Genomic DNA, 19,004 nt, shown 5'->3' with positions numbered 1-19,004 from the left:
CTTCGTCGGGGGTGTCAGACGCCGCTCAGCAGCGCGAACAGAACAAAAGCCACGGGGGCTGCGAACACGATTGAATCCAGGCGGTCCATGACGCCGCCGTGGCCGGGGAGGATGCTGCTCATATCCTTCACCCCGAGTTCACGCTTGACCATGGACTCGGCAAGATCGCCGGCAGTGGCTGCGGCAACCATGCCGGTGGCCAGGATCAGCCCGACCCACCAGGGCTTGTCCAGGAACAGCAAGCAGGCCAGCACGCCAATGACCATGGCACCGGCAACCGATCCGGCGAAACCCTCCCAGGACTTCTTGGGGCTGATTTTGGGCGCCATGGGGTGCTTCCCGAACGAGGCACCAACGATGTAGCCGAAGGTGTCGTTGGCCACCACCAGCAGGAGCATCGACGCGATCTGCCATGCCCCGGCGGGGATTCCGTTCGGCCACAGGCCCACGGGAGTCGCACCGCCCGCGGCATGGAGCGGCAACGCCGCGAAGCTGATCAGGAAGGGCACCCATGCCAGCGTGAACACCCCGGCAAAGACACTGCGGGGCGCCCCGGCGGCACTTTCGATGGAACGCCACAAGAGCACGGCAACACTGCTGGCCACCATGGTGAAGAGGAGCCCCTCAAGTCCGCCGAAGTAGGCGGATACGGGCATCGCCAGGGCTCCCACCACCACCGGGATCACCGGCATGCGGGTGCCTTGGGCCTCAAGGGCACGGAATACTTCCCACACACCCAGGACAGCGAAAGCGGTAACCAGCAGGACAAAGCCCAGCGGCAGGAAAAGCAGTCCGCCAAGGACGGCAAACAGCATGGCAAGCCCGACGCCGATGGCGGCGGGCAGATTGCGGCCCGCCTTCGGCGTCGGGTTACCTTGCAGGCGCCTGGCCAGTCTGCGCGCCCCTGACGTCGGGACCTGCCCGGCGGGCGCCGGCTCTGGCTGACTCATCAGACCTCGAGCAGCTCGGCTTCCTTGCGCTTCAGCAGGTCATCGATGCTGTCGACGTGTTGCTTGGTGATGGCGTCGAGTTCCTTTTCGGCGCGGGCACCCTCGTCTTCACCGGCTTCGCCGTCCTTGACCAGCTTGTCCAGGGCGTCCTTGGCCTTGCGGCGGATGCTGCGGACGGACACCTTGGCGTCCTCGCCTTTGCCCTTGACGATCTTGACGTATTCCTTGCGGCGTTCCTTGGTGAGCTCAGGAATGGTCACGCGGATGACGTTGCCGTCGTTGGAGGGGTTGGCACCCACCTCGGAGTCGCTCAGGGCCTTCTCAATGTCGCGGAGCGCGCTCTTGTCGTAGGGCGTGATGAGGATGGTGCGTGCGTCCGGAACGGCGAAGGAAGCAAGCTGCTGGAGCGGCGTGGGGGTGCCGTAGTACTCCACGATCACTTTGTTGTAGAGTCCGGGGTTCGCCCGGCCCGTACGGATCGAGGCGAAGTCTTCCTTGGCTACCTCAACCGCCTTGTCCATCTTCTCGCCGGCTTCGAGCAAGGTCTCTTCGATCACGGGGTTCTCCTCAGTAATAGTCGCTGCCCTGCTACGGGCGGCCATGCACAGTAAAGATCCGCCACTGCGGGCGGACGGTCCTAGAAATATCCTAGCCGCTGCTAGGGGGTAACCAGGGTTCCGAGGGTTTCACCGCGGATGGCGCGGGTTACGTTGCCTTCGCCCTCCATGCCGAAGACCACCATGGACAGGTTGTTGTCCTTGCACATGGTCATAGCCGTCTGGTCCATGACACGGATATCGCGGCGGAGGGCATCGTCGTAGCTGAGCACATCCAGCTTTTCCGCGGTGGGGTCCTTCTTGGGATCGGAGGTGTATACGCCATCCACGCCGCTCTTGGCCATCAGGACGACGTCGGCGTGCACTTCAAGGGCACGCTGCGCGGCTACGGTGTCGGTGGAGAAGTACGGCAAACCGGCGCCGGCACCGAAGATGACCACGCGGCCCTTCTCCATGTGGCGGATGGCGCGGCGCGGAATGTAAGCCTCGGCCACCTGGCCCATCGTGATCGCGCTCTGCACCCGCGTCTCCACACCGGCCTGCTCCAGGAAGTCCTGAAGGGCCAGGCAGTTCATGACCGTACCAAGCATGCCCATGTAGTCCGCACGGGAGCGGTCCATGCCGCTCTGGGAGAGTTCGGCGCCGCGGAAGAAGTTACCTCCACCCACCACGATCGCCACTTCAACGTCGGAGACAGCGGCAGCGATCTGCTTCGCGATCGCCCGGACGGTTTCAGGATCGACGCCGAGCTTGCCCCCGCCGATGACCTCGCCGGACAGCTTCAGCAGTACACGACGGCGGCTCTTCTCGGGCTGGATTGCAGTGTTGACGGTTTCCATGGTGCCTTCCCGTTGGTGGACTTGGGCTAGATTATCGTGCTGTTGGTCCGCCCAGGTACTACCCTGACGGATGCATGAAAAAGGGGCGGCCACCGAAGTGACCACCCCTCTTCATGACTTGCTAGTTTCCGACGCGGAAACGGGTAACTGCGGTTGCCTTGACGCCGGCTTCCTCGAGGACCTGGGCAACGGTCTTCTTGGAGTCCTTGGCGAATGCCTGGTCAACCAGAACTTCACCCTTGTAGAAGCCCGTCACGCGGCCTTCGACGATCTTGGGAAGTGCAGCTTCCGGCTTGCCTTCAGCCTTGGCGGTCTCTTCCGCAATGCGGCGCTCGGACTCGACCAGTTCGGCCGGAACGTCTTCGCGGGTCAGGTAGTTCGGAGCCATGGCGGCAACGTGGACGGCGATGTCGTGTGCTGCGGTGGCAGCGGCTTCGCCTTCGCCGTCAACAGCGAACAGAACGCCGACCTGGGCCGGGAGGTCCTTGGAGGTCTTGTGCAGGTAAGCGTCAACCGTGGTTCCCTCAACGCGGGAGATACGGCGGACAACAACCTTCTCGCCGAGGACTGCGCCCTCTTCGATGACGACGTCGGCAAGCTTCTTGCCGTCTACCTCGGTGGCGAGCAGGGTGTCGAGGTCGGCTGCGCCGGACTCGACTGCAACGTTGAGGACCTTGTCAGCCAGCTGGATGAACTTGTCAGCCTTGGCGACGAAGTCGGTCTCGCAGTTGACCTCGATCATTACGCCAACGCCGCCGGTGACCTTGGCAGCAACCAGGCCCTCGGCAGTGGAACGGCCTTCGCGCTTGGTAGCGCCCTTGAGGCCCTTGATGCGAATGATTTCGATGGCCTTCTCGGCGTCACCGTTGGCCTCGTCAAGAGCCTTCTTGACGTCCATCATGCCGGCGCCGGTGCGCTCGCGCAGGGCCTTGATGTCAGCAGCAGTGTAGTTCGCCATGGGAACCCCTCTGTCTAGAAATTTTTGGTGTTTACGTAACTAACAGGACGGCAACCCACAGTGTGGGCCGCCATCCTGTCAGTAGCCCCCGACGCGGTTTCCGGCGTCAGGGAAGGTACAGATTTACTTGGCTTCTTCAGCTTCGCCGGCTGCGGGAGCCTCGGTTGCTTCAGCGGCCTTGGCTTCTGCTTCTGCCTTGCTGCCTTCGAGGAGTTCGCGCTCCCACTCGGCAAGCGGCTCTTCCGGAGCTTCGGTGGTGCCGGAGGAGCGCTGGTTGCGGGCGATGAGGCCCTCAGCAACGGCGTCGGCAACAACGCGGGTGAGCAGGTTCACGGAGCGGATGGCGTCGTCGTTGCCCGGGATCGGGAAGTCGACTTCGTCCGGATCGCAGTTGGTGTCCAGGATGGCAACAACCGGGATGTTCAGCTTCTTGGCTTCGTCAACAGCAAGGTGTTCCTTCTTGGTGTCAACAACCCACAGAACCGAAGGAGCCTTGGTCAGGTTGCGGATACCACCGAGGTTGGCTTCAAGCTTGGTGAGTTCGCGCTTGAGGAGCAGGAGCTCCTTCTTGGTGTATGCCGAGCCTGCGACGTCGTCGAAGTTGATCTCTTCGAGTTCCTTCATGCGCTGGATACGCTTGGCGACAGTCTGGAAGTTGGTCAGCATACCGCCGAGCCAACGCTGGTTGACGTACGGCTGGCCAACGCGGGTAGCCTGCTCGGCAATTGCTTCCTGGGCCTGCTTCTTGGTGCCGACGAACAGGACCGTGCCGCCGTGGGCGACAGTAGCCTTGACGAACTCGTAGGCGCGGTCGATGTAGGACAGCGACTGCTGGAGGTCAATGATGTAGATGCCGTTGCGCTCCGTGAAGATGAAGCGCTTCATCTTCGGGTTCCAACGACGGGTCTGGTGTCCAAAGTGGACGCCGCTGTCAAGCAGCTGGCGCATGGTTACGACGGGCATGCCGACGCTCCTTCCGGCAGGTCATTCATGAGAGAGCCCCGAGGGCTGCTCTTACCCTGCCAATAGTTGACGGTTTTTTAGCCATGGCCCGGACGGGCACGGCTCCTGGCATCCATTGCACTTCCCATCCGGACAAGTCAGGCCGGACCGCAGGAGGCACAATCCTCCGCAGCGTGGAGCCACGAGGCTCCGCTGATGGAGGGCTGGATACGCGTAGTCAGGTTGAGCCCCTCACGCACCTGAATGAGACGCGCTCCTGAATAAGCTTGAGGGCACAGCAAACTGCTCCATCAAGTGTACTACAGCAGACCCGCATTTTTGACCGTCCGCCGGGGCAGGCCAAGGCGTGCTTATTCACATACGGAACCCGGGCCATGGCCCCGTGCAGCCACACGCTGGAGGCTGGTTCCATGACCCTGCCGAAGATCGCTCACCTCCTGCTGGCAGCCGCCGTGTTGGCAGGCTCCGCCCCTGCCGCGCCTGGCGCGGCACCGGCTCCTGCGCAGCCACGCTGGGACTGGCCGCTGTCCCCCAAACCCAAGGTGGCGCAACCGTTCGATCCTCCGGACAAGCCTTGGCTCAGCGGGCACCGCGGCGTGGATCTGGCGCCGGAGTCCTCCAGCACTCCCGGGAAGGCGGATTCGCAGGTCTTCGCCCCGGCCGACGGCGTGGTGACCTTCGCCGGCGTCGTTGTTGACAGGAAGGTCATCACCATCGACCACGGCGGCGGCCTGCGGAGCAGCTTCGAGCCGGTGGCCAGCGAACTTCAGCAGGGCGACCCCGTGGCGAAAGGGCAGGTGATCGGCACAATCGAGGACATCGCGGGGCATTGCCCGGCAGCTAAGTGCCTCCACTGGGGTGTCCGGCGCGGCGACGACTACGTCAATCCCTTGGCGTTCGTGCAGGACCTGCGTCCCTCAATACTGCTGCCGCTTGATTGAACAGACCGGCCCGCCCTTGAACCGGCCCATGCCGCGGCACCATTGTGCCCACCCCCGGCGCGCCCGATCCTTAGACGATCGCGGAGACTCCCGTGATGGCGCGCCCAGTGACCAGCGTGTTGATCTCGTGCGTGCCCTCATACGAATAGATGGCCTCGGCATCAGCGAAGACCTTGGCCATGCCGTAGTCGGTGACTATTCCGTTGCCGCCCAGGATGCTGCGTCCGAGCGCAACACTTTCGCGCATGCGGGCTGTAGTGAAGGCTTTCGCCAGCGCCGACTGTTCATCCTTGGCAGCTCCGGCGTCCTCCAACTGGGCCAAGCGGACCATCATGCCCATGGAAGCCACGGTATTGCCAAGGATCTGCACCAACTGGTTCTGCACCAACTGGAAGCGGGCCAATGGCCTGCCGAACTGCTGGCGCTCCACAGCGTAGCTGCGCGCCACATCGAAGGCTGCCAACTGCAGTCCCACGGCTTGCCATGCAACCGCAAGCCGGGTGACCTTCAGGACCTTGTTGGTGTCTCGGAAGCTGTTGGCGTGCGCCAGCTTGAAGAAGTCCGGCACCACCACGTCCTCCAGCGTAATGTCCGCGTTCTGCACGGTCCGGAGGGAAATCTTGTTCTCGATCTTGCTCGCAGAGAAACCGGGGAGGGAGGTGTCCACCAGGAACGCCTTGACCTGATTGTCCTCAACGTCCTTCGCGTAGATGACAACCCAGTCCGAGAACGTCGCGTTCCCGATCCACCGCTTGGCGCCATTAAGAATCCAGTTGTCACCGTCCCGCCGGGCGGTGGTTCGGGTTCCACCGGCCACGTCGGAACCTCCCAGCGGCTCGGTCAGCCCAAAGGCTCCGATCTTCTTCAAGGAGTAGATGTCCGGAAGCCACGCGTCCTTCTGCTCCTGGGAAGCCAGGGCTTCGATGGAACCTGTGAAGAGCCCGTCATGGACACCCATGAACGTGGCGATCGATGCGTCAGCCCGCGTCATCTCGGCATGCAGGATACCTGCGAACACATTGGAGTAGCCCTGCCGACGGACTGGGCTGACAAGGTCCAGTTCGGCAAGTTTGGGTATCAGGTCCGTGGGAAACTCGGCGCGGTTCCAGCAGTCCACGGCGATCGGCTTGACCTCGCGGGCCAGGAACTCACGAACTTCTGCCAGGCGGTCCTGTTCCTTTCCTGTCAGCAACTGCTCGAAAGCATAGAAGTCGCCGTCGGCGTAGGGCAGGGTGGCGGGATCGAAGGGGGCGTTCGACATGTTCTCTCCTCCTGGATTGGTCCACAGCGACCAAGACGGGTTTCGGCAAGTTACCGACGGGTATGTTACTGGTCAGTAACATACCTCACTCCCCCGCTTCGGGCAATGTCTTCCCTCCGGAGTGGGACTCCTGCCAGTAGCCTCGGGGCTTAAGGGCAAGAATGATTGGGGCAGCCATGATCGATCCACGTCAGGAAGTAGTCCTCATCCGCAACAAGGAGCGGGGCGGGTTTGACGACAAGACAGCCCAGGTGCTGGCGTACCACGAAGCCGGAAACGTCATCAACGTGACCTTGGGTTCACGGAACGGCGGCAGGAGTTACCGCTATGCGGCGACGAACGTCGTCGTCCTTGGCAATCCGGAGGTCATCGTTATCCATCGCGCGGACGTGGTACAGATTCGGGGCGGCACCATTCAGGGCGTCACGGAGGTCCTCCGCTTTCCGGGCGGGCGCGAGTCCTGGTTTCGGGTCTTCTACAGCAGCGAGTCAGGCGACGGGTACACGACATGCCCTGAGACCCAATTGAGGGTGACCAGAAAGCCGGAAGAGGTCCAGGCAGCAGAAGCAGTACTGGACTATTGGCGGGACCTCGCCGCCAACCTGGCGCCGAACGATTTCCTTCGTCGTGAGTATTCGAACTTCAAGGACATCCCTGCTGACAGCGCCTTGCGGCTCTTACTTGAGGGCAGGCCCCCAATGTCCGTAGATCCCGCCGCCCCAGTACTGGAGCCGTTCTCATCCAATATCAGCCAGCGCGACGCCTTGGTCATGGCGCTCGGAAACCGGATCTCCGTTATTGACGGCCCTCCGGGGACAGGCAAGACACAGACGATTGTGAACCTGATAGCCAACCTGGTCAGCGTTCAAGGGAAGACCGTCGGAGTTGCCTCCTTGAACAACGCAGCGGTGGAGAACGTCCGCGACAAACTCATTGATCATGGTCTGGGACATATCGTGGCCGACCTCGGCCGCCAGGACAAAAGGGATGAGTTCTTCCTTCGCCAAGGCGACCGGAACTCCGACCTGGACGCCTGGCTCCGTGGTCCCATACCTGAAGAGATCCCCAATGAAGATCTGGAAAGTTCCACCCGGCAATTGCGGACGCTGCAGGAGACATCCCGGCAGCTGGCACTGTGGCAACAGGAGCTGGATGCTTTCCAGCTTGAACGGGATCACTTCCTGCTAAGCGTGGACCGGGCAGACTTGCCGGAGTTGGAGGGCCTTTCGCGTCTGCAAACCTCCGGCCAGGTACTGCGGTTCCTGGCTGAAACGGTCTCTGCACCGCCAGCCCCTGGCAGGCTGGGGAAGTTCATCCGCCGGCTCCGGCTTCGACTTCGATATGGACGTCTTAGCCAACTGGACCTGGGCGACAGCAACACAGTCCTTAGCCTCCACCAGGCCTTCTACGATCTCAAAGTCGCCGAGCTTGAGAAACAGGTGGAGAAGGCTTCCGGGCTGTTAGCTTCTTCGGAGTATGCCCACGTTCAGACGGAATATTGCAGCTCTTCCAAGCGGCGCTTGGAGGGACTGCTCCGCCGGCGGTACATGGCCATGCCACGGCGGATCTACGCCAAGGAAACCTATAACAAGCAGTTCGCAGACTTTACTGCCGACTACCCGGTACTTCTCAGCACGTGCCACTCCCTCCGCCGGAACGTCCCAAGAGGGCAGTTGCTGGACTATCTGATTATCGATGAAGCCTCGCAGGTGGGTGGATCTGCTCGCTGCCGGGCTGGCATTGTCATGTGCCAGGAACGTAGTGATCGTTGGCGATCTGAAGCAACTTCAGCACATAGCCACCCCAATCAGGGCCGCCAAAACCCCTCCGGTCCCCCACTTCGATTACAAACGGCACAGCATCCTCTCCGCCGTCATCGCGGCGTACGGGCCATCACTCCCCCGCACCATGCTCCGGGAACACTATCGCTGCGACCCCGCCATCATCGACTTCTGCAACAAGAAGTTTTACGACGGTCAATTGATACCGGTCCCTCCAGCGGGTCCACGACACCACCCAGCCCTGGTAGTCGTCCGGACCACGGCCGGCAACCACATGCGGGCCCATAGCTCCGGAGGCCGCACGAATCAACGCGAAGCGGAGGTCATCGCGAAGGAGGTACTCCGCGACTTCTGCCAGGACGTGCGCCGGGAGAACATCGGCGTCATTAGTCCCTACCGCCGGCAGGTGGACAAGATAACGGACGCCCTCCTCGAGCGCATCCAGACGGACGATGCCTTGATCAATGACGTCCAGGCGGACACGGTCCACAAGTTCCAAGGCCGGGAGAAGGAAGTGGTCATCATGAGCACAGTCGTCGATGAAACCGCAGAGGGTCACCGCGGAATACAGTTCGTCGATGATCCCAACCTCGTCAACGTGGCTGTCTCGCGGGCCACGAAGCGGTTCGTGTTGGTCACTAATTACGACATGGTGCCCCAAAGCCGCAACCTCCGGGACCTCGTCCTGTTCATCCGCTACAGCAATCCGGGTGAAGGAGTGGTCGAGAGCACGGTCGTGTCGGTATTCGATTTGCTCTACAGGGAGTACTCGGCGGTGCTGCAACCCCTCGCGGACAGGCTCAAGAAGGATTCAGCGTTTGCTTCGGAGAACATCATTCACACGGTGTTGAGCGAAATACTCACAGAAGCCCCGTTCACCGACCTTGCGTTGGCGCCCCAGGTCCTCTTGAAGAGTTTGCTGCGGGCTACCACGGCGCTCACACCGGAGCACATCAGCTACATCAACAACGGAGCTACTTTCGACTTCGTGATTTACAACCGCATCACGCGGCAGGCAGTCCTGGCAGTAGAGGTCGATGGCTTCGAATTCCACGAGAACAATGCCGTCCAGCGGGTGCGTGACGCCCATAAGAATGCCATCTGTGCGGCGCACGGGCTTCCTCTCATCCGCCTGGCTACTACGGGCAGCCGTGAGGAGGCACGGATCCGGCAGGCGTTGTCGCACGCCTTGGACAACTAAGCATCCGCTGCCCTGGCTCCGAATCACCAGGAGATACAAAAGGAGCCGTGGTTGACCTCCCGGACGTCAACCACGGCTCCCGTGATGTAGGGCTACTCGGACTTGAACCGAGGACCTTAGGATTATGAGTCCCGCGCTCTAACCAGCTGAGCTATAGCCCCGTGAAGCCCTTCAATCCGCCATGAAAGACGTTTGGAGGGCAAAGCACTCTAGCAATACTAATAGCTGGAAGGCAGTGCTCCGGTCACACCACCATGTCGTCATAGCTCGCGCCCCGGTACAGGTCCTCGAAAGTCTGCAGGGTGCTGTTGATGCTGTGCGGTTCCACCATCTCGCGGCTGACCTTGCCCATGGCACGCAACTGGTCCTCGGGAAGCTTCACCAGCTCGGTGATCTTCGCGGCCAGTTCGTTGCTGTCATTCGGGGTGAACAGGTAGCCGTTCTCCCCGTCGCGGACCAAGTGCGGCAGCGCCATGGCGTTCGCCAGCAACACAGGCGTGGACGCAGACATGGCTTCGAGCGTTACCAAGGACTGGAGCTCCGCGGTTCCAGGCATGCAGAAGACATCGGCCTTGATGTAGGCCTCCCGCAATTCTTCATCACTGGCCAGGCCCAGGAACTTCACGCGATCCTGCAATCCGAGCTTTGCCACTTGCGCTTCCAGTGCCGGGCGGACTTCGCCACCTCCCACGATCTCAAGGTGCACGTTCAATTCGCGCGGGGTCTTGGAGACGGCGTCAATGAGCACGTCCACATGCTTTTCTTCGGCGAGGCGACCGACGAAGAGCACGGTGGGATGCGCAGGCCGCTCAACGGTCTCTCCGGGCTGCAGCTCATAGGCGGCCGAGTCGATGCCGTTGGACAACGGCAGGACCTTGCGAAGGAAGGCGTGCTGGTGCATCGCCTTTGCCGCGAGGGGCGTTGGCGTGGTGACGACGTCCGCCTTGCCCATCACCTTGCCCATGTCCTTCCACGAGATCCGTCCGACGATGTCCTTGAACCACTGTGGGAAGGGCAGGAACGGGTTCAGGTTTTCAGGCATGAAGTGGTTGGTGGCCACGATCCGCACACCGCGCTTTACAGCCTCATAGAGGACATGCTCGCCGATCATGTAGTGGCTCTGGATGTGGACGACGTCAGGCTGGACCTTGTCGAAAAGAAGTCTGATTTCCTTCTTGATCTCCCACGGGAAGCAGATGCGGAAGTATTCGTGCGTGGGAACGCTGTGCGAACGAAGCCGGTGCACCGTGGCTTCATCCCGGAACTCCGTGAAGCTCTTGCCCTTGTCCTGCCGGCACGCCAGGACGTGCACATTGTGTCCACGCGCCGTCATTCCCTTGGCCAGGCGGTACCCGAACTGGGCTGCTCCGTTGACGTGCGGGGGGTATGTGTCCGCCGCAATCAGGATGGTAAGGGGTTTATTGGTGTCGGGAATGGTCACGTGGAGAACTCCTGATGGTCACGGTGCGGACAGCATGGAAGGTGGCTATGCTGCGGTGTCGCCGGTTTTGCCGGACCGCCGAAGCGGTGGCACAAGGTACTGCTTACCCCCTAGGCCTTCCGGTGAGGTCCCTTGGCTTCTTTCTTGCGCTTGGTAACTTCCGGGTGATGGCGGCTCAGGGCGATTACCCCCACGATAGCAAGGACGGCCGCCGCAGCCATGGCGATTGCCATGACGGTGTGGACATCGGGACGAAGCTCACCCAGGATGATGATGCCGATGGCAATGCCCACCATGGGGTCGATGACGGTCAATCCTGCAATGACCAGGTCCGGCGGTCCGCTCGAGTAGGCGCTCTGCACAAACCAGGAACCGAGTCCGCCCGCGGCGGCGATGGCGATCAGCGTGTACCACTGGACGTTGAGCAGGAACAGCCCGTTGGGATCCAGCAGGTGCTTGCCGATGATCCGCGTCAGAACGGCGACAAAACCGAAAAGGACACCTGCCCCAATAATGTAGATGAAGGCGCTCATCCTGTGCTTGAAAAGCACGGCCAGTGTCCCGAACAAACCGACGGCCAGGGCCAGCAGCAAGACGATGGTCAGCTCGTCCTCAGCGCTCACGTGGTGGTTTTCCTGCGTTACCGTCACCGCCAGCAGCACGAACAATGCCGATCCCGTGACGCACGCCGTGATGGCCACTACCGTGGCGCGGTTGATGCTGAGGCCTTGGTCCTTTGCGTTCACCACAGTGGTGATCACCAGCGCAATCGCGCCGATGGGCTGCACCACGGTCAAAGGCGCCGAGACGAGGGCCACCGCGTTCGCTGCCATGCCCAGCGCCAGCAGCAGGAGGCCGAACATCCACCGCGGGTTACGGAGCAGGCGCAGGAACCCGTTGGAGCTGAGGGCGAGGCCGCCGGTATCGGCTTTGACCGCACTGCCCTGCCGCTGGGCACCGATGGCGAGGAAAAATGCGCCAAGCACTGCCAGGACGACCGCAAGCCAGACCATCAGCCGTTTCCGCCGTCGTCTTCGCTTTGCAGGTCCTTGCCTTTCCGCAGGATGGCCCAGAAATAGTTGTAGGCGGCGATCCAGTGCCCCACCAGGCCAAGGCCAAGGAACGTCCACGCCGCCACGAAGTACACGTCAGTGAAGGGAATCTGGAGTTTGGAAAGCACCAACAACGGAGTGCCCAGCAGCAACAGCGCCGTACGGATCTTACCGACGACGCTCACGGGGAGGTCCGGGTGGCTGCGGAAGTAGATCAGGGAGGCAGTGGCCAGGATGATGTCCGGAACCACCAGCGCGGCCAGGTACCACCACTGCACGACGCCGGCAACCGCCAGGGTGACGGCCACCGCTATGAGGGCTGCCCGGTCCGCCATCGGATCCAGTATCCGGCCAAGCTTGGAGGTCTGGTCGAAACGCCGGGCGATGTAGCCGTCCACCCAGTCGGTGCTGCCCATGACCACCAGGACCAGCACGGCAAAGCCGTACTCCCGCTGGGACAGGACAAGCCAGACGAAGAGCGGGACACCCATGAAGCGCAGGACCGTCAGGATGTTCGGGACGGTGACGATGAGGTCGTGGTCCACTTGGGGACGGTCGGGGCGTGACCCTGCACCGATCAGCCTCATGATGTCCCCCTCCTCTACTTCAGTGTGTGCGTTACTGCCGCAAGCTTTTACTTCTTGAGCAGCTTCCGTAGCGCAACCACGAAGACGGCGGCAGCGGCAGCAAACGCCACGAGGTCCTTCCAGCGGGCGGCAAGGCGCCCGGTGAAGTCCTCGGGAACCGATTCGCCGGCAGCGGCGAACTTGGCGGCCGCAAATTCACGGCCTTCCTGCAGTTTCTGGTTGGCAGTCTCCAGCAATGCCTGCCCCTGCTTCTTGACGTCAAGCTCCTCGCCAAGTTCGTCGCGGACACCGGTAAGGTGCTCGCGGCGCTTGTCCAGCCGGCGCCGCAGTTCAGCTTCGGTGGGTGCCTTGGCGGCATCGGCGTCCTTGGCGGCCTCCTTGGCCGCTTTCTCAGCCTTCGCTTTTTGCGCTTCAGCTTCCTTTTGGGCCTTGGCCGCCTTGGCTGCGGGGGAATTGGGATCAAGGATGGACTCATCGAAGGCCGAGCCTTCCTTGGCAATGCCCAGGTCATGCTTGATCCCGCGGATAGTATCCTCCGGAACCAGCGGCATGGCTGCCCTGAACTTGGCGGTGCCTATCAAGGCACCCAAGGCAACAATCAGCAGGAACACCGCAGCAACGATCAGGGCTGCGAGCCATCCGGGCATAATGGTGGCAAGGCCGAGGATGGCTGCCACCACCAGTGCAATGACCAGGAGCATCAGGAAGACGAGGGCAACGCCGAAGAACGCACCCGCCACACCTACCTGTGCGGCTTTGCGTTTCAGTTCGACCCTGGCCAGCGCCAGTTCGTCATTCAGTTGCCTGGGTGCCAAACGGGCAACGAGCTTGAGGGTCTTCGGCAAACTACGGATGGCTGGGCCTTTGCCGGTCCGACTGGTGTGACGTCCGCTCATGGGTTCCGCCTAACTGCTTCCTCTGGGCTTCGTGATGGGTGAAAGCGGCCAAACAGCACGCCGCAGGCACTTGTCCTCAAAACTATCATTCAGGTTCGTGCTGAACTTCAGCCATCGAGCCTGCGGCGCGCCCGGCATGGGCCCATAAATATGATGTTTCACCATAGGATGGATAATCGTGACCCATCACCTCACTCCGGGCGATTCCCTGAGCCGACGCGAAAAGCTTGTCTATATCCTGCTCCTCGGTGCATTGACGGCTTTGGGCCCCTTCACGGTAGACCTCTACCTGCCGGCGTTTCCCGCGCTTGAGGAGAGCTTCGACGTCTCCGCGGCCGCTATCCAGCTGACACTGACCGGCACCACGGTCGGGTTCGGCCTGGGACAACTGGTGGTGGGGCCCTTCAGCGACAAATTCGGTCGCAGGTTGCCGCTGATTCTTGCGACGGCGCTTCACATCGGTTCCTCTCTGGGCGCCGCCCTTTCCACGGACATCGGCGTCCTCTCCCTGTTCCGCGTGCTGATGGGCATCGGCGCGGCCGGCGGCGGCGTGGTGGCAATGGCGATGGTCCGTGACCTCTTCCACGGCTACGCCATGGTCCGGATGTTCTCGCGCATGTCGCTCGTGAACGGTTTGGCTCCCATCCTTGCCCCGATCATCGGGTCCCAATTGCTGCTGGTGCTCCCGTGGCCCGGCATCTTCTACTTCCTTGCCTGCTACGGCACGCTGGTGATCCTGGCGGCCATCTTCTTCATCAAGGAAACCCTTCCGGCCGAGCAGCGCGGAAAGTCCGACGTCACTGTCCGCCAGCGCTACAAGAAGGTGCTGACGGACCGTATCTTCGTGGGCATGCTGATGGTGGGAAGCCTGAACTTCGGCGGCCTGTTCGCATACTTGTCTGCCTCGACGTTCCTCTTCCAGGACATTTACGACTTCTCCGCCCAGGAGTACGGCCTGTTGTTCGGCGTCAATTCACTGGGCATCGTGGCAGGCGTGCAGATCAGTTCCCGGCTCATCAAGCGGGTGGCACCGCAGTGGATTGTTGCCGGAGCCACACTCTTCATGCTGGTGATGGCCGCGCTGATCATCGTCCTGGACCTGATGCAGGTGGGACTGTGGGGCATCCTGGTCCCGCTGTGGTTCTACATCTGCGCCACCGGCTTCATGTTCCCATGCGTCCAGGTCTTGTCCCTGGCCAATCACGGGGCCCAAGCCGGCACAGCGGCCTCCATGCTGGGCGCAGCCCAGTTCCTTATGGCAGGTGTGGTTCCCCCGGTGGTCGGTTGGCTCGGCGTCAGTTCGGCAGTGCCCATGGGCGCTGTCCAGGTCGTGTGCATCTCCGGAGCCATTTGTGCGCTGTGGCTGGTGGTCCGTCCCCGTTCGGTCCCGTCCATCCACTGAGGCGATTCACCCGTGGTGCGCATAGGCTGGAACCCATGGCGAAAAAACCGCACCGCAACGGCCGTGGCCTGTTCCTCGGAGCCTTGCTTGGCGCCGTCGTCGGAGCCTTGCTGGGCCGCCTCGCCGGCAGCGCGTTGTTCGGCGCCATCCTGGGCGCCGTCATTGGCTCGGCCCTGCTGTACCGCGTGAATCCCGGTCCCTGGAACAGGGGGTAGGAACGTCTCCCCTTCCAAGGGCCCGCAAGGCAGAATAGTGGCCAGCCGGGGTTACCCGCGCCTGCCTGTGGAGGGGACATCACATGAGTACGGCTGTGGAACAAAAGGGCAACTGGCGACGCTTGGCTGCCTTGCGCAAGTTGCCGTTGACGCTGGGACTCATCGCAGTCCTCTGGATTGTGGGTGCAACCACCGGTAGCTTGCTCGCCGGCCCTCCTGAACCGCTTCTTGAACAGGTGGGAATCGGCTTGGCCGTGGAGCCCGGGCCTTGGTGGGCGGTCTTTACGTCAGGGTTCTTTGCCTCCTCCCTCCTGGACTATCTCGCCTGCACCGTGATGATCCTCATCGGGGTGGGCATCGCCGAGCGGACCATGGGCCCTTGGCTTGCCTTGGCCGCCTTTGTGGCGGGTTCAGCCCTGAGCGCGTTGGTGCTGGTGGCACTGGTGGAATACGGCACGGACAACAGCGATCAATGGCTCAGCTTCCTGGGCGGCGAGTATGTGGTGGGTGCTTACGGCGGTGCCGCTGCCGCCCTGGGATGCTCGACGGCGGCGCTTGAGTCCCTGTGGCGCCGGCGGCTGCGGACGTGGCTGGTGGCGGCGACGCTCATGTTTGCGCTCTTCGTGGGCGTGGCCCAGACCTTGCAGGCCCTCAGCGGAGCAGTCATCGGCATCCTGGCGGGTTGGGCCGCCCAATCGTGGATACTCCGGCGCCAGGCAGGGAAGCTGCACTCGTCGAGCCTTCGGGAGACCCGTTTCCTGGTGGGCACCGTGGTGGGCGTGTTCGCTGTGGGACCGCTGCTGACGCAGCTCACCGGCACTCTGGACGTCGGTCCCCTGTCGGTGGTGTCGCAGGTGATGCTGCAGGCCAGTCCGACGGCGGACGAGGTCCGCGAGGCCTGCGACGACGACCAAAGCTGCGTCACCCTGCAAGGCGTGGTGGGTGTCCAAAGCTTTGGTGCCACCATCCTGAGCTTGATACCGGTCTTGCTGCTGCTGGTGTGCGCCGAGGGCCTGCGCCGGGGACGCCGCCTTGCCTACCGGCTGACCCTCACCATCCAGTTGTACCTGGCGGCTGTCACTACCTTCGCCGTGCTCCAGTACGTCACCGACCCCGACGTGACGCTCGGCAACGACGACGTCGGCTACTTGCTGCTGTACGCCATCCCCGCCATTGTGGCCCCTTTGATCATCGTTTTCCTCCTCCTGGCCAACCGGCATAAGTTCAGGGTCGAATCCAGTGACGCCAGCTATCGCGTCCTCGGCCGGACCACGTTGATCATGGCTGGTGCGGCAGTAGCCCTCTATGCGCTTTTTTGGTTCCTTGAGGGAAATCCGGGATGCTCCACGGGGTGGGACCTTGCAGGGCAGCTGACGCACATCCTCGTACCGTTCCCGGTCCCGTTCGTCACCGAACTTCCCCAAGGTCTTCTCAGCACCGTCCTCTACGGCCTGGGCGGGGACGTCATCTGGCTGTGCATCCTGTTCCTGGTGCTGGGCAACTACCAAAAGTTCCGGGCCGTCGCGACCGACCCTGCAGCCGACCTTGGCCACGCCCGCGAGCTGATCCACGACGGCGGCGGGTCGTTGTCCTGGATGGCGCTGTGGGAGAACAACCAATACTGGTTCACGCCGGATCGCAAAGCAGGCGTCGCCTACCAGGTCCACAACGGCGTTGCCCTCACGGTGGCCGGGCCGTTCGGTGCCGCGGAACACCATGCGGACGCCGCCACGGGATTCCTGGCCCACTGCTCGGCCCTGGGCCTCACTCCCTGTTTCTATTCCGCAACGGACGAGCTGGATGGCCCGCTCCTCCCCCGCGGCTTCCGCAAGCTCGAGGTCGCCGAAGAGACCCTCCTGAACATCCAGACGATGACGTTCAAGGGCAAGGAATGGCAGAACGTCCGCACGGCCCTCAATCGCGCGGACAAACTTTCCATCACGGACCAGTGGCACCATTACCGGATGATGCCGCCGGGCATCCGGGCACAGTTGGCGGAGATCTCCGAGGAGTGGGTGGCGGACAAAGCCCTGCCGGAGATGGGTTTCACGCTGGGCGGCCTTGACGAACTCAAGGACCCCGAGGTCCTGTGTTGCGTGGCTGTGGACGATGACGGCCTGGTCCACGGTGTTACCAGTTGGCTGCCTGTTTTCACCGATGGGGCAGTGACCGGTTGGACACTGGACTTCATGCGGCGGCGCACAACCGGGTTCAAGGGAGTGATGGAATTCCTCATTGCTTCGGCGGTGAACCACTTCAAGGAGGACGTGCCGCAGATCTCGTTGTCCGGCTCCCCGCTCGCCAACACCGACAGCCGGAACACCACAGGCAGCGGCGACGGTACGGACCCGGGCGAAGGCGACCACAGCGCCTTGGACCGGGTGCTTGCCCTCCTGGGGAACGCCTTGGAACCCATGTATGGCTTCAAATCGCTCGCGGCCTTCAAATCCCGTTTCCAGCCCGAACACCGGACCCTGTACATGTACTACCAGGATCCCCTGTCCCTTCCGTCAATCGGCCTGGCGGTGGGCTCGGCCTACCTGCCGGGATTGTCCCCTGCCCGGAGCGCCGGACTGCTGCGCCACATGGTGGCCCGGGAACCGGCGCAGTGAGTGCCATCCTGAGGACCGACATCACCGGTCCCGTGGTGATGTCCATAGCCATTGCGATCGGCGTCGGCTTCTTTCTCCTGCTGCTCCTTCGTCCGTCGTGGCGGTGGCTCAGGACCGCACTCCTGGCGATCCTGGTGGCCGGCCTGCTGGGCTGGCTGACAGTATGGCTCGTGGAGGACGTCATGGATGTCTTCCATGTGGGCCTGACCCCATGGGTGTGGTTCTGGTCCATCGCTGCGTTCGCTGCCCTCGGACTGGCGACGGTGAGCTTCAGGAGCAGCTCAGTCCGGCGGAAGGTACTGGCGGCTTTCTCCATCCCTGTTTTCCTCGTGGTCCCGGTACTGGGCATCAACACCGAGTTCGGTCTGAACAACACCTTGGGATCGGCCTTTGGCATCTCAACCGAGGGCCAGATCCAGCTGGAGAAGCCCAATCCGGACTCCGCCATACCAACCGGACCGCTGTGGCAGAACTGGGAGCCCCCGGCTGACATGCCCACGGCGGGCAGGGTGGGCACCCAGGTCATCCCGGCCACGGCCTCGGGCTTCAATGCGCGCCCGGCGGGCATTTATCTGCCACCTGCCGCGCTGACGGAGAACCTGCCACGGCTTCCGCTTTATGTGCTGATGATGGGGCAGCCGGGGCTGCCCGATCCCCAGTACGTCTCGGCTGCCCTGGACGATTTCGCGGCGAAGAACAAGGGCTTGGCGCCCATCGCGATCGTGGCAGACCAGATCGGACCGGACCAGGACGACACGCTTTGCCTGGACACGGCCAAATACGGGAACGTCGAGAAGTACATCAACGTGGACGTCGTCACGTGGGCCAAGGAAAACCTGAACATCCTCCCGGACCGCAAATACTGGACCATTGCCGGGTACTCCAACGGTGGACAGTGCGCCATTTCCTTCGCGGTAAAGTACCCGCAGATGTGGGGCAACGTGGTTGACATCTCCGGCGAAGAATTCCCCGGCGCCGAAGATCCGTCCGGGAACCTCGCGGAGATCTTCCACGGCGACCAGGCAGCGTACGATGCCCTGAAACCCATCAACATGATGAAGGGCCGGCAGTTCCCGGACACCACCGCCATCTTCACGGTCGGGTCCGACGACGTCACTTACGTAGCTGCCGCCAAGGCCGTTTCCGCGGCGGCCCGGGAGTCCGGCATGGCGGTGACGTATTACGAGATACCCAACGGGGGCCACGTAGGCATCGCGCTGAACGCAGGATTGACCAAGGGATTCGACGTGCTCTATCCGCGGCTGGGGCTGGCTCCTTGAGCCGCAACAGGCCGTCCGGCAGGCAATCCGGCCCCTGTTGCGCACCCGTCCCGAACGATAAAGTTGAT

General features: G+C 62.5%; 16 protein-coding genes, 1 tRNA gene and 1 pseudogene. 7 read left to right on the top strand and 11 right to left on the bottom strand.

Annotation, left to right across the window (positions count from 1 at the left end):
• Nucleotides 1–14: 14 nt before the first annotated feature.
• The 5 genes from QN084_RS18785 to rpsB all read right to left on the bottom strand — a co-directional run bounded on the left by QN084_RS18785 (nucleotide 15) and on the right by rpsB (nucleotide 4,267).
• A complete protein-coding gene (locus QN084_RS18785; RefSeq protein WP_069694486.1) occupies nucleotides 15–950 on the bottom strand; it encodes a phosphatidate cytidylyltransferase in 936 nt (311 codons plus the stop codon).
• The gene (gene frr, locus QN084_RS18780; protein WP_021472577.1) at nucleotides 950–1,507 is read right to left on the bottom strand and encodes a ribosome recycling factor; all 558 of its coding nucleotides are present in this window, start codon (nucleotides 1,505–1,507) and stop codon (nucleotides 950–952) included. Before frr ends, QN084_RS18785 begins: the two co-directional genes overlap by 1 nt.
• Nucleotides 1,508–1,608: 101 nt before the next feature.
• Nucleotides 1,609–2,346: a UMP kinase gene (gene pyrH, locus QN084_RS18775; protein WP_021472576.1), complete on the bottom strand. Its 738-nt coding sequence runs from the start codon at nucleotides 2,344–2,346 to the stop codon at nucleotides 1,609–1,611.
• 121 nt (nucleotides 2,347–2,467) lie between these two features.
• On the bottom strand, nucleotides 2,468–3,304 hold the full coding sequence (gene tsf / locus QN084_RS18770; protein WP_021472575.1) for a translation elongation factor Ts: 837 nt from the start codon (nucleotides 3,302–3,304) through the stop codon (nucleotides 2,468–2,470).
• A gap of 123 nt (nucleotides 3,305–3,427) precedes the next feature.
• Nucleotides 3,428–4,267 (bottom strand): 30S ribosomal protein S2, encoded by an 840-nt coding sequence (gene rpsB, locus QN084_RS18765; protein ID WP_062095912.1) that lies wholly within the window; start codon nucleotides 4,265–4,267, stop codon nucleotides 3,428–3,430.
• 410 nt (nucleotides 4,268–4,677) lie between these two features.
• On the opposite strand from rpsB, the gene QN084_RS18760 reads away from it, so the two are divergent.
• Nucleotides 4,678–5,208 carry a M23 family metallopeptidase gene (locus tag QN084_RS18760; RefSeq protein WP_069694531.1) on the top strand — a complete coding sequence of 177 codons (531 nt, stop codon included), beginning with the start codon at nucleotides 4,678–4,680 and terminating at the stop codon, nucleotides 5,206–5,208.
• Between the two features lie 70 nt (nucleotides 5,209–5,278).
• On the opposite strand, the gene QN084_RS18755 is transcribed toward QN084_RS18760, so the two are convergent.
• The gene (locus QN084_RS18755) at nucleotides 5,279–6,469 is read right to left on the bottom strand and encodes an acyl-CoA dehydrogenase family protein (protein WP_069694485.1); all 1,191 of its coding nucleotides are present in this window, start codon (nucleotides 6,467–6,469) and stop codon (nucleotides 5,279–5,281) included.
• Between the two features lie 161 nt (nucleotides 6,470–6,630).
• On the opposite strand from QN084_RS18755, the pseudogene QN084_RS24115 reads away from it, so the two are divergent.
• Nucleotides 6,631–8,118, top strand: a pseudogene (locus QN084_RS24115) (AAA domain-containing protein); the annotation flags it as partial.
• Nucleotides 8,119–8,164: 46 nt separating this feature from the next.
• Entirely contained in the window at nucleotides 8,165–9,451 is a 1,287-nt protein-coding gene (locus QN084_RS18745; protein ID WP_352231291.1) for an AAA domain-containing protein, read from the top strand.
• 87 nt (nucleotides 9,452–9,538) lie between these two features.
• On the opposite strand, the gene QN084_RS18740 is transcribed toward QN084_RS18745, so the two are convergent.
• From QN084_RS18740 to QN084_RS18720, 5 genes are all read right to left on the bottom strand, one after another.
• A tRNA-Ile gene (locus QN084_RS18740) sits at nucleotides 9,539–9,612 on the bottom strand.
• Nucleotides 9,613–9,695: 83 nt separating this feature from the next.
• Nucleotides 9,696–10,892: a glycosyltransferase gene (locus tag QN084_RS18735; RefSeq protein WP_069694484.1), complete on the bottom strand. Its 1,197-nt coding sequence runs from the start codon at nucleotides 10,890–10,892 to the stop codon at nucleotides 9,696–9,698.
• Nucleotides 10,893–11,002: 110 nt separating this feature from the next.
• Nucleotides 11,003–11,905, bottom strand: a complete 903-nt coding sequence (locus tag QN084_RS18730) for a DMT family transporter (RefSeq protein ID WP_021472569.1) — start codon at nucleotides 11,903–11,905, stop codon at nucleotides 11,003–11,005.
• Nucleotides 11,905–12,531 (bottom strand): CDP-alcohol phosphatidyltransferase family protein, encoded by a 627-nt coding sequence (locus QN084_RS18725; RefSeq protein ID WP_021472568.1) that lies wholly within the window; start codon nucleotides 12,529–12,531, stop codon nucleotides 11,905–11,907. The genes QN084_RS18730 and QN084_RS18725 overlap by 1 nt, the downstream gene beginning before the upstream one ends.
• 47 nt (nucleotides 12,532–12,578) lie before the next feature.
• On the bottom strand, nucleotides 12,579–13,427 hold the full coding sequence (locus QN084_RS18720; protein ID WP_021472567.1) for a phage holin family protein: 849 nt from the start codon (nucleotides 13,425–13,427) through the stop codon (nucleotides 12,579–12,581).
• 172 nt (nucleotides 13,428–13,599) lie between these two features.
• Here QN084_RS18720 and QN084_RS18715 point away from each other — a divergent pair, with 172 nt between their 5' ends.
• The 4 genes from QN084_RS18715 to QN084_RS18700 all read left to right on the top strand — a co-directional run bounded on the left by QN084_RS18715 (nucleotide 13,600) and on the right by QN084_RS18700 (nucleotide 18,936).
• The gene (locus QN084_RS18715) at nucleotides 13,600–14,829 is read left to right on the top strand and encodes a multidrug effflux MFS transporter (protein WP_031216611.1); all 1,230 of its coding nucleotides are present in this window, start codon (nucleotides 13,600–13,602) and stop codon (nucleotides 14,827–14,829) included.
• A gap of 35 nt (nucleotides 14,830–14,864) precedes the next feature.
• Nucleotides 14,865–15,044, top strand: coding sequence for a YMGG-like glycine zipper-containing protein (locus tag QN084_RS18710; protein ID WP_069694483.1), 180 nt, complete (start codon nucleotides 14,865–14,867; stop codon nucleotides 15,042–15,044).
• 83 nt (nucleotides 15,045–15,127) lie between these two features.
• Nucleotides 15,128–17,656, top strand: coding sequence for a DUF2156 domain-containing protein (locus QN084_RS18705; protein ID WP_069694482.1), 2,529 nt, complete (start codon nucleotides 15,128–15,130; stop codon nucleotides 17,654–17,656).
• Entirely contained in the window at nucleotides 17,653–18,936 is a 1,284-nt protein-coding gene (locus QN084_RS18700) for an alpha/beta hydrolase (RefSeq protein ID WP_069694481.1), read from the top strand. Before QN084_RS18705 ends, QN084_RS18700 begins: the two co-directional genes overlap by 4 nt.
• The last annotated feature ends 68 nt before the right edge of the window (nucleotides 18,937–19,004 follow it).

This window comes from Paenarthrobacter sp. R1 (assembly GCF_030264015.1).
In the GTDB taxonomy this organism is placed as follows: Bacteria; Actinomycetota; Actinomycetes; order Actinomycetales; family Micrococcaceae; genus Arthrobacter; species Arthrobacter ureafaciens.
Note: the sequence above shows the minus strand (reverse complement) of the source record. Positions and strands in the feature narration are given on the sequence as shown.

What these genes read in the sequence shown, in the direction of transcription:
- QN084_RS18785 (WP_069694486.1), bottom strand. Translation starts at nt 950, where the DNA reads ATGAGTCAGCCAGAGCCGGCGCCCGCCGGGCAGGTCCCGACGTCAGGG.
- pyrH (WP_021472576.1), bottom strand. Translation starts at nt 2,346, where the DNA reads ATGGAAACCGTCAACACTGCAATCCAGCCCGAGAAGAGCCGCCGTCGT.
- tsf (WP_021472575.1), bottom strand. Translation starts at nt 3,304, where the DNA reads ATGGCGAACTACACTGCTGCTGACATCAAGGCCCTGCGCGAGCGCACC.
- rpsB (WP_062095912.1), bottom strand. Translation starts at nt 4,267, where the DNA reads ATGCCCGTCGTAACCATGCGCCAGCTGCTTGACAGCGGCGTCCACTTT.
- QN084_RS18760 (WP_069694531.1), top strand. Translation starts at nt 4,678, where the DNA reads ATGACCCTGCCGAAGATCGCTCACCTCCTGCTGGCAGCCGCCGTGTTG.
- QN084_RS18755 (WP_069694485.1), bottom strand. Translation starts at nt 6,469, where the DNA reads ATGTCGAACGCCCCCTTCGATCCCGCCACCCTGCCCTACGCCGACGGC.
- QN084_RS18745 (WP_352231291.1), top strand. Translation starts at nt 8,165, where the DNA reads ATGAAGCCTCGCAGGTGGGTGGATCTGCTCGCTGCCGGGCTGGCATTG.
- QN084_RS18730 (WP_021472569.1), bottom strand. Translation starts at nt 11,905, where the DNA reads ATGGTCTGGCTTGCGGTCGTCCTGGCAGTGCTTGGCGCATTTTTCCTC.
- QN084_RS18725 (WP_021472568.1), bottom strand. Translation starts at nt 12,531, where the DNA reads ATGAGGCTGATCGGTGCAGGGTCACGCCCCGACCGTCCCCAAGTGGAC.
- QN084_RS18720 (WP_021472567.1), bottom strand. Translation starts at nt 13,427, where the DNA reads ATGAGCGGACGTCACACCAGTCGGACCGGCAAAGGCCCAGCCATCCGT.
- QN084_RS18710 (WP_069694483.1), top strand. Translation starts at nt 14,865, where the DNA reads ATGGCGAAAAAACCGCACCGCAACGGCCGTGGCCTGTTCCTCGGAGCC.
- QN084_RS18705 (WP_069694482.1), top strand. Translation starts at nt 15,128, where the DNA reads ATGAGTACGGCTGTGGAACAAAAGGGCAACTGGCGACGCTTGGCTGCC.